The sequence below is a fragment of the Xylophilus sp. PBN-3R genome (assembly GCF_057747805.1).
The window spans coordinates 2,723,641-2,736,968 of sequence record NZ_CM173225.1 but is presented as its reverse complement, the minus strand read 5'-3'; the positions used below and the strand labels follow the sequence as shown (position 1 = coordinate 2,736,968).

The following is a 13,328-nucleotide window of genomic DNA, read 5'->3' as shown; positions in this document are numbered from 1 at the left end:
ATCCCGCCAGCCCCGTGGAGCGCCACGGCGAAAGACAACACTTCCAGGAGACATTCCCATGCGTCGTGACGAATTCCTCAAGACCTTCGTGGCCCTGGCCGCCACCGGTGCCCTGCCGCTGTCGGCCCATGCCGCCAGCAACTTCAAGATGATGATCCCCGCCAACCCGGGCGGCGGCTGGGACCTGACCGGCCGTGCGCTGGGCAAGGCGATGCAGGACGCCAAGGTGGCCGACACGGTGACCTACGACAACAAGGGCGGCGCGGCCGGTGCCCTGGGCCTGGCCCAATTCGTCAACGGCAGCAAGGGCGACCCGAACGCACTGATGGTGATGGGTGCCGTGATGCTCGGCGGCATCATTTCCGGCAAGCCCCCGGTGAGCCTGGACAAGGCCACGCCCATCGCCCGCATCACCAGCGAATACAACGTGTTCGTGCTGCCGTCGAACTCGCCCTTCAAGACCATGAAGGACGTGATCGAACAGCTCAAGAAAGACCCGGGCAGCGTGAAATGGGGCGGCGGTTCGCGTGGATCCACCGAACACGTGGCTGCGGCCATGATCGCCCAGAAGGCCGGCGTCGATCCCTCGAAGATCAACTACGTTGCCTTCCGCGGGGGCGGCGAGGCCACCGCCGCCATCCTGGGCGGCAACGTGACGGTCGGCGGCAGCGGCTACAGCGAGTTTTCCGAATACATCACCGCCGGCAAGATGCGTCCGGTGGCCGTCACCTCGGACACCCGCCTGAAGGGCCTGGACGCACCGACGCTGAAGGAAATCGGCATCGACGTGGTGATCGGCAACTGGCGCGGGGTCTACGGTGCACCCGGCATCACGCCCGAACAGCGCAAGACCCTGACCGACAACCTGCTGAAGGCGCTGAACTCCGCCGCCTGGAAGGACGCCCTGCAGAAGAACGACTGGACCCCGGCCGTGCTGAGCGGCCCGGCCTTCGACAAGTTCGTCGACGACGAATTCGCATCGCTGCGCGCCATCATGGCCAAGTCCGGCATGGTCTGAGGCCTGCGCTCCTGATCGAAAGACGCCGCGCCCATAGCGCGGCGTCTTTGTGTGGACCCCGGAAAAATCTCTCGTCAGCACAGAACCACCATGACAACATCCGCCGACACCAACCCCGAAATCGAGCCCGGACAAGCCCCCGGCGGCTGGCCGCAGAAGGCCGTGGGCATCGCCGTCATCGCCACCGCGCTGGGCCTGGCCTACGGTGCCATCGGCATTTCGTCCGAAGCCGGTTACGGCGGCGTCGGTCCCAACTTCCTGCCCTGGCTCACCTCCATCGGCCTGCTGATCTGTGGCGTGCTGATCCTCTGGGAATCGCTGAGCGGCGGTTTCCGCCAGATGGACGCGCCGCCTGGAGCGGTAGGCGCCTATTGGTTCGGTTTCGTCTGGGTGTCGGCTGGCCTGCTGCTGAACGCGTCGCTGATCACCACTCTCGGTTTCATCCTCAGCTGTACCCTCTGCTACGTGTTCGCCTGCCAGGGATTGCGCCGTGCCGCGGGCCAGGCCGCCGGAGCGCCGAAGGTGCTGGTGACCGACACCATCACCGGCCTGCTGATCTCGGCGCCGGTGTTCTGGATGTTCACGCAATTTTTGGCCATCAACCTGCCGGGCCTCACCGCCAGCGGCTGGTTCTGAAAGAAGAAGCGGAATCCCCACCATGGAAATCTTCAACGCCCTGATGGCCGGCTTCGGTGCCGCCATCACTCCCATGAACCTGCTGTGGTGCCTGGTCGGTTGTGCCCTTGGCACGGCGGTCGGCGTGCTACCCGGCATCGGCCCGGCGACGGCGGTCGCGATGTTGCTGCCCATCACGTCCAAGGTGGACATGACGGCATCGATGATCTTTTTCGCCGGCATCTATTACGGCGCCATGTACGGCGGCTCGACCACTTCCATCCTGCTGAACACCCCTGGCGAAACCGCCAGCATGGTGACCGCGATGGAAGGCAACAAGATGGCCAAGAGCGGCAGGGCAGGCGCGGCGCTGGCGACGGCGGCCATCGGCTCGTTCTTCGCCGGCACCATCGCCACCGTGGTGGTGACGCTGTTCGCGCCCTTCGTGGCCGAGTTCGCCGTCAAGCTGGGCCCGCCGGAATATTTCCTGCTGATGGTGCTGGCTTTCACCACCGTCAGCGCGGTGCTCGGCAAGAGCACGCTGCGCGGCATGACGGCCTTGCTGGTCGGCCTGGCCGCGGGCTGTGTCGGCCTGGACCAGATCTCGGGCCAGGGCCGCTACACCGGTGGCCAGCCTGAGTTGCTGGACGGCATCGAGATCGTGCTGGTGGCCGTGGGCCTGTTCGCCGTCGCCGAGGTGCTGTATGCGGCGCTGTTCGAAGGCCGGGTGGTCGAGTCGCAGAACAAGCTGAGCCGGGTGCACATGAGCGCCCGCGACTGGAAACGTTCGGTGCCGGCGTGGCTCCGCGGCACGCTGATCGGCACGCCCTTCGGTTGCATCCCGGCCGGCGGCACCGAGATTCCGACCTTCCTGAGCTACGCCACCGAAAAGAAGCTGGCCAAGGGCAAGGACAAGGAAGAGTTCGGCACCAGCGGCGCCATCGAAGGCGTGGCCGGCCCCGAGGCCGCCAACAACGCCACGGTGACCGCCGCGCTGATTCCGCTGCTGACACTGGGCATTCCGACCAGCAACACCACTGCCATCCTGCTGGGCGCCTTCCAGAACTATGGCATCCAGCCCGGCCCGCAACTGTTCACCAGCTCGGCGGCCTTGGTGTGGGCGCTGATCGCATCGCTCTACATCGGCAACGTCATGCTGCTGGTGCTGAACCTGCCGATGGTCGGCCTGTGGGTGAAGCTGCTGAAGATCCCCAAACCTCAGCTGTACGCCGGCATCCTGATCTTCGCGACCGTCGGTGCATACGGCATGCGCCAGAGCGCCTTCGACTTGTTCCTGCTGTATGCCATCGGCGTGCTGGGCGTGGTGATGCGGCGCTTCGACTTCCCGACCGCTCCGGTGGTCGTCGGCATGATCCTGGGCCCGCTCGCCGAAGCGCAACTGCGCAATGCCATGTCGATCGGCGAGGGCAGTGCGGCGGTGTTCTTCCAGCGGCCGATGTCCATCACCCTGATCGTGGTGATCGTCGCCGTGCTGCTGGTGCCGCGCCTGCTGAAGATGCGGGCCAGCAAACTGGAACGTGCCGCACTGGCAGCCAACGGCTGAGCCTGCAGAGCCCGGGACGGAGCCGCCGGCAGCGATGCCGGCGGCTTTTTGTTTTTTTGCGGCCTTGAAGGCGACCGGAACGAGGGGTCTTGAAAGCGAGAGACCACTTCGGATCCGGGCCTGCATACGTCGTGTCGTCGTCTGGTCTCGGTGATGGATGGAAACGAAGAAACCATCTGAATCGGTGAACACGTGTTCACCCCCTCTTGCCAAGCCGGTTCTCTTGTTATTAGATGGGGGCACATCAACCAGCTGGAGCTCTTTGTGACAGCCCAAAGCGCGCAGCTCATTTCTGACGCCATCGGTTCCATCTTCGAAGAAGAAGCCGGACTGGCCAGCATCGACAAGGCCCTGAAAGCCGTTCGGCGGCACATGTCGATGGACATCGCCTTCATCTCCGAGTTCAGCGGCGCCGAACGTGTCCTCCGCCATGTCGACGCCGACAACAACGACATCCTGCATCAGGGCATGTCGTTGCCGCTGGACGTTGGGTATTGCAAGCACGTGGTCGACGGCCGTCTGCCCGGCCTGATCCCGGACACGGCCGACGTGCCGCTGGCGATGGCCATCCCGGAGACCGCCGCCATCCCGATCGGCGCCCACATGAGCGTGCCGATCTGGCTGAGCGACGGTTCGCTGTACGGCACCCTGTGCTGCTTCGGCCATCAGTCCAACAACAGCCTTGGCCCGCGCGACCTGCAGTTCATGAACGTGTTCGCGGACCTGCTGGCAGATCGGCTCGAGACCGACATGCTCGCAGCGCGCCGACGCGAGGAAAAGCGCAGCCGCATCGAACGGGTGTTCACCCATGACGAGTTGTCGGTGGTCTACCAGCCCATCTACCAGCTCGCCGACGGCACGGTGTCCGGCGTCGAATGCCTGGCGCGTTTTCGCGGGCAGTTCCATACCTCGCCCGACAAATGGTTCGCCGATGCAGCCGACGTAGGGCTGGGCCCCAAGCTGGAAGGCTGGGCCATCCGGCAGGCGCTGGCCAACCTCGATTCGCTGCCGCCGGACGTCTACCTGGCGGTGAATGGCTCGCCATCGCTTTTCACCAGCCCCGAACTGGGCGAGGCGCTGAAAGGTGTCGACCCGTCGCGCATCGTGCTGGAGGTGACCGAACACGCCACCGTGTCCGACTACCGGCAGTTGTGGAATTCACTGGCCGTGTGGCGAAACCGTGGCATCCGTATCGCCATCGACGATGCCGGTGCGGGTTACGCCAGCATGCGGCACATCCTCGACCTGCAGCCCGAATACATCAAACTGGACATGAGCCTGGTGCGCAACATCGACGCCGATGCCAGACGCCGTGCGCTGGCTGCGGCGCTGATCGCATTCGCCAAGGAAATCGGCAGCGCGGTGACCGCCGAAGGGGTCGAAACCGAGGCCGAACTGCAGACCCTGCGCAAGCTGGGCGTCGACAAGGTGCAGGGTTTCCACATGAGCCGCCCACTGTCGATGGGGCAGGCGGCCGAGGTAGCCACGCTGGCCCGGGCCAGGGCCGCCATGCGGCCGCGCACCCACGGCGGCGCGCACTGAACCCGGTCAGCCGATGCGTTCCTTGCCCATCACCAGGTCGGGCAGGATGGTGACGATCGACGGGAAAAGCGTGATCAGGCCGATGCAGACCACCAGGCAGATGAAGAACGGGATGGACGCCTTGGCGATCAGGTTGCTGTCCTTGCCTGTCATGTTCTGCAGCACGAAGAGGTTGAAGCCCACCGGTGGCGTCACCTCCGCGATCTCGACCAGCAGCACGATGAAGATGCCGAACCACACCAGGTCGAAGCCGGCCTTCTGGATCATCGGCATCACCACCGCGCTGGTCAGCACGATCATGCTGATGCCGTCGAGGGCGGTGCCCAGCACCAGGTAGACCACCACCAGCGCCGAGATGAGCGCGTAGGGCGAAAGGTGCATGCCGTCGACCCATTCGGCGAGTTCACGCGGAATGCCGGTGAAAGCCATGGTCTTGGTCAGGAAGGCCGCGCCGGCCAGGATGAACATGATCATGCAACTGGTGCGGGTGGCACCCATCACGCCGGCCTTGAAGTTGTCCCAGGTGAGGCTGCGGCCCCAGGCGGCGATGGCCAGCGAACCCAGCACTCCGAAAGCCGCGCATTCGGTGGCGGTCGCCCAGCCGGCGACCAGCACCCAGACGATGAAGACGATCAGCAGTGCGCAGGGAATCAGGTTGCCGGAGGCCTTGATCTTCTGCGTGAAGGTGGTGGGCGCGTCGGCCGGCGGAACCTTGTCGGGGTTGCGCAGGCTCCACCAGCCGATGTAGCCCGAGAACAGGATCATCAATAGCAGCCCGGGCAGGAAACCGGCCAGGAAGATGCGGATGATGGACGCATCGGCCGCCACTGCGTAGACCACCATGGTGATCGACGGCGGGATCAGGATGCCCAGCGTGCCGGCGGTGGCCAGCGAACCGATGGCCAGGTTCTCGTCGTAGCCACGTTTCTTGAGTTCGGGCAGTGCCACCTTGGCGATGGTGGCGCAGGTGGCGGCCGAAGAGCCCGACACCGAGCCGAACACGCCGCAGCCCAGGATGGTGGTGTGCATCAGCCGGCCGGGCACCCGGTTCAGCCAGGGTCGCAGCCCTTCGAACATCTCTTCGCTGAGTTTGGTGCGGAACAATATTTCGCCCATCCAGATGAAGAGGGGTAGGGCGGCCAGTTCCCAGGATGCATTCGATTCCCAGAAGGCCGAGAACAGGTTCTTGCCCGGCAGGGTGTGGGTAAAGAAGGCCTGGCCGACCCAGCCGACGATCGCGAGTGTCATCGCGATCCAGACGCCGCCCGCCAATAGCAGCAGCATGACGCCCAGCAGCAGGGCGCCTATCAACAAGGTTTCAAGCATGGGGAGATCGGTTAGACGTCGGAAGAGAAGTCGCCAGCGGCGTGGCGTTCTTCGATGGCACGCTGGTAGCTGGGTACGCTGCCCTGCAGCACGGTGACCAATTCATCGACCACCGCGGCCAGCAGCAGCCACGAGCCGACCACGAAGGTTGCCTGAGGGATCCAGATCGGGATCACCACCAGGCCGGTCGCCATTTCGGCGTATTCGTAGCTCTCCCAGGTAAAGGCGGTCGCCGACCATGCCAGGTAGGCCACGGATACGGTGGCGATGGCCAGGCAGCAGATCTCGAACACCCGGCGCGGGCCGGCCGGCAGTTTTTCGAGCAGCAATGTCACCCGCACGAAGTCGCCGTGGCGAAACGCATGGGCCATTGCCAGGAAGGCGGCGGAGGCGCACAGCCAGGCCACCACATCGTTGACGCCGCTGACATGCCAGTTGAACTGGCGGCCCACGCCGGCCACGATCATCAGGATGAAAATCGCCACCACGCAGCAGGCGCCCAGGGCACCCGCCGCGTCGATGACACGGCCGAGGCCCCGTCGGAACGTGTTCACGGCTTACTTCTTGGCCGCGCGATAGGCATCGACGATGGCCGCGCCGTCTGTACCGGCTGCTTTCAGCCAGTCGGCCTGCATGATGCCGCCGACCTGGCGCATGTCGCTGTCGAGCTTGGGCGAGGGCTTCAGGATCTTCATGCCGCGCTCGGCCAACAGGCGTTTGTATTCGGCGTTCTTCTCTTCGGCGATCTTCCAGCCGCGCGATTCTGCGTCAGCCGAAACCTTGGTGACGGCAGCCTGGGTCGCCGGGTCGAGCGCCGCGAAAGCCTTGGCATTGACCAGAACCATGTTCTTCGGAATCCACGCCTGGGTGTCGTAGAAGTTCTTGATGTATTCGTAGGTCTTGGTGTCGTAGCCGGTCGACCCGGACGTCATGAAGGCTTCGATGACACCGGTGGCCATGGCAGCGCTGAGTTCGGCCTGCTGGATCTGCACCGGCTGTGCGCCGATGAGTTCGGCGATCTTGGCGGTGGCCGGACTGTAAGCGCGCCACTTGATGCCGCGCAGGTCGGCGACCGAGGTGACTTCGCGTTTGCTGTAGATGCCCTGCGGCGCCCACGGCACCGAGAACAGGATCTTCATGCCCTGCGCGGCCAGCAGTTTTTCGGTGGCCGGTTTGGACACTTCGTAGAGGCGGCGCGAGTCGGCGTAGGTGGTCGCAAGGAAAGGCACGCCGTCGAGTGCGTAGATCGGGTTTTCGTTGGCGAAGTTGGCCAGCAATATCTCGCCGGCCTGGGCTTGGCCACTTTGCACGGCCCGCTTGATTTCGGGCGCCTTGAACAGCGATGCATTGGCATGCACCGTGATCTTCAGCTTGCCGCCTGTGGCGGCGTCCACGTCCTTGGCGAACTGGACGATATTTTCGGTGTGGTAGTTGGATGCCGGGTAAGCGGTCGGCAGGTCCCAGCGGGCCTGTGCGAAGGCGGCGACGGAAGCCAGCGCCAGGGTGGCGGCCAGTGCGATGCTGCGGACGGAATGGCGATTCACTTCGAAAGCTCCTGAATGACGGTACGGTCGGCGAGGGGCCTGCATGGGCAGGCACGTATCAAATGGATTGAACCCGGAAAAGGTGCATCGAATCGACTGTCGCAAATTCGGTGCCAGACCGCCGGCTCAGGCTGCGATGGCGCGCATCTGGCCGTTGTTGGCGGCCGGTGGCGGTTCGTCGTCGAGCTTGAATTCGCCGACCGCCGTCTTGAGTGCGCGGGCCTGGTCGGACAGTGCGGACGCGGCGGCGGCGGCCTGCTCGACCAGCGCTGCGTTCTGCTGGGTCACGCCGTCCATGTTGGAAACCGCCTGGTTGACCTGCGCGATGCCGGCGCTCTGCTCGCTCAGGGCACCCGAGATCTCGCCCAGAATGGAACTGACGCCTTGAACCGCCGTCACGATTTCGTGCATGGTGCTGCCAGCCTGGTCGACCAGTTGCGAGCCGCTCTGCACATGCGAGACCGAATTGGCGATGAGTTCCTTGATCTCGCGCGCAGCCACCGCGCTGCGCTGCGCCAGGTTGCGCACCTCGGCGGCAACCACTGCGAAACCGCGACCCTGTTCGCCCGCCCGCGCCGCTTCGACCGCGGCGTTCAGCGCCAGGATGTTGGTCTGGAATGCAATGCCTTCGATGACCTGGATGATGTCCACGATCTTGCGTGAACTGCCGCTGATGGCGTTCATGGTCTGCACCACCTGGCCGACCACCACGCCACCGCGCTCGGCAATGCCCGACGCCGTGACCGCCAGTCCGCTGGCCGATTGGGCGCGGTCGGCGTTCTGCCGCACGGTGGCAGTGAGCTCTTCCATGCTCGATGCCGTCTGTTCCAGTGACGAGGCCTGCTGTTCGGTGCGTTCGGAAAGATGCTGGTTGCCGCTGTCGATTTCGCCGGACGCCAGGGCAATGGCATTGGTCGATTGCGAGATGCGGCCGACCAGGTCGGTGAGGGTGTCTTCCATGGTGCCCAGCGCGCCGAGCAGGCGACCGAAGTCGCCGCCGCGTTCGGTGGCGAACTCCTGGCTGAGGTCACCGGCGGCCACGGTTTCGGCAATGTAGATCGCCTCGTTCAACGGTGTCGTGATGCTGCGGGTCAGGGAGATGGCGAAGCCCAGTGCAATCAGCAGGCCCAGCACGCCGATACCTGCCAGTTGATAGCGCGCCGCGCTGACTTCCGCTGCGGCGCGTGCTGCCGACAGCGTCTGTGCCGAGGCACCCAGCACCTCGACGTGGTACAGGGCGATGGCGATGAGCGCCGCCATCAGGACCAGAAGAATTCCGAAACCGAGGGCCAGACGCGACCCGATCTTCATGTTGTCGAACACGCTGTGTTTCCTTGGGAGCCGTTAAGTGGGGTGCCGCATTCATCGCAGTTACAGCGACTAACAAATATAGCGGTCAACCCCAGCGGTTTCGGCTCCTGGCCGGCGTGACTGGATCCGGGCTTACCCTCGGGTCGCGCCGTTCCACGGGTTTCGCAGGACTCAGGGCGGCGTCTGTTGCAGGCGCTTGAACTCGTTGCGTTTCATGGCGAGGTAATCGTCGCGATCCACTTCATGCAGCTGCGGCGCGTACTGCTCGGTTGCATCGAACCAGGCGGCGGCGCGGGCTTCGCGCTGTGCGACGGTGGGCGCCGCCAGGAAGCTGTCGATGGCCAGGTAATAACGCATGGTGTTGCGTTCGACGACACCGCGGATTCCACCGCTGGTGAAACCCGTCTTGTCGCGACCCAGGGTGGAAAGGTAGGCCTGCATCGCCAGCCTTGCGGCGGTGCCGTAGGCGTACGAATAACCGAGGTGGATGAAAGTCTTGTTGCCCGGCAGCGGCGTGGCTTCGAGCGCGATCCGGTAGTCGCGGGTCGATAGCGGGCCTTCCTTGGCCGACAGGCGCACGTCGAGCCAGCGGTCCGTCGCGGCGGCGACGGTATAGCTGAAGACGAGCTTTTGCGCCTGCTCCAGCGGCTGGTCGAACTTGCGTCCGGCGCTGACCGCCAGGGTGGTGCCGCCCGCGGCCTGCTGCGGTGCGCAGTATTTGGTGTTGAGGTGCAGCATCAGCACCTCGCACCAGTTGCCGGGACTCTGCAGCGCGGTGGAAACGCTGGCGAAGGGCCGGTCCACCACGGCATAGATGTTGCCGGCAAGCTGGTCCTTGTTCTCGGAAGATTCCAGCACCAGCGGCCGGCCGAATGCGTTGTTCTGCAGTGCGCCGCCCAGGCTGTCATAACGCTGCCTGAGTGTGTCGGCAGTACCGGGCGCCGTTTGCGCCCTGGGGGCACCTGCGGCCATCAGGACGGCTACAAAAGCCAGGGTGACGGGGCGGAGGCGCGAGTGGAATTTCTGCATCGGCCCATGCTAGAAGCGTCGGATCCGGTCTGCGCGAGGACTTGTAACCGGAGCGGCCGCCATCGAAGTGCGCCGTTCAGCGCGGCTTCGGCGGGCGGTGCCCCAGCGAGGTCGAGATTTCGCCGGCAGTCGATTCCAGCTTGGCCAGCCAGCTTTCGTCCAGCCGGTCGGCCGGCGACGAGATCGACAGTCCAGCCACCAGTTTGTCCTGGTCGTCGTAGATGCCCGCCGCCATGCAGCGCACTCCGAGTTCCAGCTCTTCGTTGTCGCGTGCGGTGCTGTACTGGCGCACACGGGACAGTTCACGTTCCAGCACTGGCAGGTCGGTGATGCTGTTGCGGGTGTGGCCGGCCAGTCCGGTGCGGGTGGCGTAGGCGCGCACCCGCTGCGTGTCGTCGGCGGCCAGGAAAAGCTTTCCGACCGACGTGAGGTGTAGCGGCGCCCGTCCGCCGATGGCTCGAACCACCTGCATGCCGGAGCGTTCGCTGTAGGAACGTTCGATGTAGACGATCTCGTCGCCCTGGCGAACACTGAGATTGACCGGCTGCTGGATCAGGCGGTGGAGTTCGCGCATCGGCGCCAGTGCCGCATCGCGCACCGACAGGCGTGCCTTGACCAGGTTGCCAAGCTCCAGCAGGCGCATGCCGAGCCGATAGCTGCCGGCTTCGGGGCGGTCGACGAAGCGGCCGGTGGCCAGGTCGTTCAGGATGCGGTGGGTGGTGGACGGATGCAGTCCGGTGCGCTCGCTGATCTCCTTCAACGAAATCGCCTCTTCACGAGAGGCGAGGACGTCGATCAGCGCGAACATGCGTTCGATCACCTGGACGTTGGGAGTTGCCGGAGTGTCGTTGTCTGTTTTTTTCATGAAGGCAAACCGCCGGAGCTGGATTGCTGTCATTTTATAAGGTGAAATCAACCGTTGGCTGCAGTAGCGTCGCGCCACTCACCATCGACCAGCAATTCGTAGGGACGGAAACGCGTCTTGTAGCGCATCTTGTCGCTCTGTTCGATCCAGTAGCCCAGGTAGACGAAGGGCAGTCGCAGGCTGCGCGCCTGGGCGATCTGCCACAGCACCCCATAGGTGCCGTAGCTGGCGACCGGGTCCGGATCGTAAAAGGTGTAGACCGCCGAAATGCCGTCGTCGACCACGTCGACGATGGACACCATACGCAACACGCCCGGCGCGTCACCCACGGGCGGATCGCGGAATTCGACCAGCCGCGAATTGACCCGGCTTTGCAGCAGGAACTGGGTGTATTGGTCGATGCTGTCGTGGTCCATACCGCCACCGGCGTGGCGGCCGTTCTGGTAGCGCAGGTAGAGCTGGTAGTGCTCCGGCACGAAACACAGCTTGATGACCCGTTCCTGGAGGCTGGCATGCTGGCTCTGCGCCCTGCGCTGGCTGCGGTCGGGTTTGAAATCGGCCACCCGCACCCGCAGTGGCTGGCAAGCCTGGCAGCCGTCGCAGTAGGGGCGATAGGTGAACATGCCGCTGCGCCGGAAACCCTTGGCGATGAGTTCGCTGTAGACGTCGTTGTGGATCAGGTGCCCGGGCGTGGCCACCTGCGAGCGTGCCTGCCGGTCAGGCAGGTAGCTGCAAGGGTAGGGCGCCGTTGCATAGAACTGCAAGGCGTGTAGAGGAAGTTCCTTGAGTTGCGTCACGCGGATGGTGGGCTGGAAAGGAGTGTTTCCCAGTATACGGGGAGGTATTTCCAGTCGGGCGGCGGCGTTCTGATCGCCTGCTGTACTTCCTGCACGAAATTGGCGCGCGACATCTCGGACGCGCCCATCGACGCCAGGTGGCGGGTATTCTGCTGGCAGTCGATGGCGGCGATGGCGTGGTGTCGGCAAAAGGCCACCAGGGCCGACAGGGCGATCTTCGAAGCGTCGGTACGGCGGGCGAACATGGATTCGCCGAACACTGCGCCGCCGACGTTCACGCAATATAGCCCGCCTACCAGGTCGCCGTCGATCCAGGTCTCGACGCTGTGGGCATGACCCGCGGCATGCAGGCGGCTGTACGCTTCGACCATCGGCGGCAGGATCCAGGTGCCGTCCTGGCCCGGGCGCGCGGCGCCGGAACACGCCGAGATCACCGCGCGGAAGTCGTGGTCGAAACGGATCTCCGCGCCCGGTGCTCGGACGAAATTCTGCAGCGTCTTTCGAAACGAACGGTGCAGCCTAAAGTTTTCGGTGCGCAGCACCATACGCGGGTCCGGGCTCCACCACAGGATCGGCTGCCCATCGCTGAACCACGGAAAAATGCCGGCGCTGTAGGCTCGCAGCAGGTTGTCGACCTCGAGCGCACCACCCGCGGCCAGCAAGCCGGGTGCGGGGTCGCTGGCGCCCCACGCATCGGAGAGCTTGGGAAAACGTTCGTCGGCTTCCAGCCAGGGCAGCGCTCGAGTCATGGCCGCGCCAGCACCCAGCGGGACAGCATTAGCGATTCGGCCTCGGTCATGTGGGCCTGCCGGGGCATTACCAGCCGGCCCCACCGGCCGACCGTGCCGGTGCGCAAACGGGTCGCCAGCGTCACGGCCGCGGTCGGATCGCTGCGGTAACGATCCGCGATCTGCGTAAAACCGGGGCCGACCTGTTTGTGAACCAGACCGTGGCAGGACATGCAACTGTAGTGGTCGACCAGTTTTTGCACGTCCGCAGATGTGGAAGGTGTGGCAACGCTGTCGGCCGCAAAAACCATGGTGTGGAAAAACGCGCAAATGGCCCACGGCCAGGTTCGCAAAAACTGCCTGGTGTTCATCACAGCGTTCCGGGAATTTTGAATCGGTGTAACGGAAATACGGTCAGAAACGAAAAAAGGCTCCGAGGAGCCTTTTTATCACTTGCGTGAGAGGGGAGCGCAGGGCTTAGTAGCCGCCGCGGCCGCCGCCGCCACCACCGTAGCCGCCGCCACCGCCGGAACGGCCACCGCCGCCGCCGTAACCACCGCCGCCGCCGCCACCACCGTAGCCGCCGCCGCCACCCGAACGGCCACCGCCGCCGCCGTAGCCGCCGCCGGCCGGACGGGGTTCCATCGGGCGAGCTTCGTTGACGGTCAGAGCGCGACCGTCGAGTTGTTGGCCGTTCATGCCTTCGATGGCAGCCAGCGCTTCAGCGTCGGTGCCCATTTCGACAAAGCCGAAGCCCTTCGAACGGCCGGTTTCACGTTCCATCATGACCTTGGCGGAGGTGACAACACCGTATTCGCCGAAAGCTTGTTGGAGGTCGTTATCACGAATGCTGTAGGACAGATTGCCTACGTAAAGTTTTTTGCCCATAGGGACTCCAAATTGAACCGAAAAAAGCGATGGAGTCCCAAATCACAACATTCAAAATAGCGCTGTGGCGCGAAACTAACCAATCACCTAACACGCCTGCA

The 13,328-nt window shown here is 64.5% G+C and carries 14 protein-coding genes; 4 read left to right on the top strand and 10 right to left on the bottom strand.

Features of this window, described 5'->3' with window-relative positions:
* Positions 1-58: 58 nt before the first annotated feature.
* The 4 genes from AC3ANW_RS13020 to AC3ANW_RS13005 all read left to right on the top strand — a co-directional run bounded on the left by AC3ANW_RS13020 (position 59) and on the right by AC3ANW_RS13005 (position 4,739).
* Positions 59-1,018: a Bug family tripartite tricarboxylate transporter substrate binding protein gene (locus AC3ANW_RS13020; RefSeq protein ID WP_488341272.1), complete on the top strand. Its 960-nt coding sequence runs from the start codon at positions 59-61 to the stop codon at positions 1,016-1,018.
* Between the two features lie 90 nt (positions 1,019-1,108).
* Positions 1,109-1,654: a tripartite tricarboxylate transporter TctB family protein gene (locus AC3ANW_RS13015; protein WP_488341271.1), complete on the top strand. Its 546-nt coding sequence runs from the start codon at positions 1,109-1,111 to the stop codon at positions 1,652-1,654.
* A 22-nt stretch (positions 1,655-1,676) separates the two neighbouring features.
* Positions 1,677-3,197 (top strand): tripartite tricarboxylate transporter permease, encoded by a 1,521-nt coding sequence (locus AC3ANW_RS13010; protein WP_488341270.1) that lies wholly within the window; start codon positions 1,677-1,679, stop codon positions 3,195-3,197.
* A gap of 264 nt (positions 3,198-3,461) precedes the next feature.
* A complete protein-coding gene (locus AC3ANW_RS13005; protein WP_488341269.1) occupies positions 3,462-4,739 on the top strand; it encodes a sensor domain-containing phosphodiesterase in 1,278 nt (425 codons plus the stop codon).
* Between the two features lie 6 nt (positions 4,740-4,745).
* On the opposite strand, the gene AC3ANW_RS13000 is transcribed toward AC3ANW_RS13005, so the two are convergent.
* The 10 genes from AC3ANW_RS13000 to rbp all read right to left on the bottom strand — a co-directional run bounded on the left by AC3ANW_RS13000 (position 4,746) and on the right by rbp (position 13,227).
* Positions 4,746-6,065, bottom strand: coding sequence for a TRAP transporter large permease (locus tag AC3ANW_RS13000; RefSeq protein WP_488341268.1), 1,320 nt, complete (start codon positions 6,063-6,065; stop codon positions 4,746-4,748).
* Positions 6,066-6,076: 11 nt separating this feature from the next.
* Positions 6,077-6,619 (bottom strand): TRAP transporter small permease, encoded by a 543-nt coding sequence (locus tag AC3ANW_RS12995; RefSeq protein ID WP_488341267.1) that lies wholly within the window; start codon positions 6,617-6,619, stop codon positions 6,077-6,079.
* A 3-nt stretch (positions 6,620-6,622) separates the two neighbouring features.
* Positions 6,623-7,609 (bottom strand): TRAP transporter substrate-binding protein, encoded by a 987-nt coding sequence (locus tag AC3ANW_RS12990; protein ID WP_488341266.1) that lies wholly within the window; start codon positions 7,607-7,609, stop codon positions 6,623-6,625.
* A gap of 126 nt (positions 7,610-7,735) precedes the next feature.
* Positions 7,736-8,932: a methyl-accepting chemotaxis protein gene (locus tag AC3ANW_RS12985; RefSeq protein ID WP_488341265.1), complete on the bottom strand. Its 1,197-nt coding sequence runs from the start codon at positions 8,930-8,932 to the stop codon at positions 7,736-7,738.
* Between the two features lie 159 nt (positions 8,933-9,091).
* Positions 9,092-9,949 carry a hypothetical protein gene (locus tag AC3ANW_RS12980; RefSeq protein WP_488341264.1) on the bottom strand — a complete coding sequence of 286 codons (858 nt, stop codon included), beginning with the start codon at positions 9,947-9,949 and terminating at the stop codon, positions 9,092-9,094.
* A 76-nt stretch (positions 9,950-10,025) separates the two neighbouring features.
* The gene (locus tag AC3ANW_RS12975) at positions 10,026-10,814 is read right to left on the bottom strand and encodes an IclR family transcriptional regulator (protein ID WP_488341263.1); all 789 of its coding nucleotides are present in this window, start codon (positions 10,812-10,814) and stop codon (positions 10,026-10,028) included.
* Positions 10,815-10,861: 47 nt separating this feature from the next.
* The gene (locus tag AC3ANW_RS12970; protein ID WP_488341262.1) at positions 10,862-11,611 is read right to left on the bottom strand and encodes an arginyltransferase; all 750 of its coding nucleotides are present in this window, start codon (positions 11,609-11,611) and stop codon (positions 10,862-10,864) included.
* A complete protein-coding gene (aat, locus tag AC3ANW_RS12965; RefSeq protein WP_488341261.1) occupies positions 11,608-12,360 on the bottom strand; it encodes a leucyl/phenylalanyl-tRNA--protein transferase in 753 nt (250 codons plus the stop codon). Before aat ends, AC3ANW_RS12970 begins: the two co-directional genes overlap by 4 nt.
* Positions 12,357-12,602, bottom strand: a complete 246-nt coding sequence (locus tag AC3ANW_RS12960; RefSeq protein WP_488341260.1) for a c-type cytochrome — start codon at positions 12,600-12,602, stop codon at positions 12,357-12,359. The genes aat and AC3ANW_RS12960 overlap by 4 nt, the downstream gene beginning before the upstream one ends.
* 214 nt (positions 12,603-12,816) lie before the next feature.
* Entirely contained in the window at positions 12,817-13,227 is a 411-nt protein-coding gene (gene rbp, locus AC3ANW_RS12955) for an RNA-binding regulator (protein WP_488341259.1), read from the bottom strand.
* Positions 13,228-13,328: the final 101 nt, after the last annotated feature.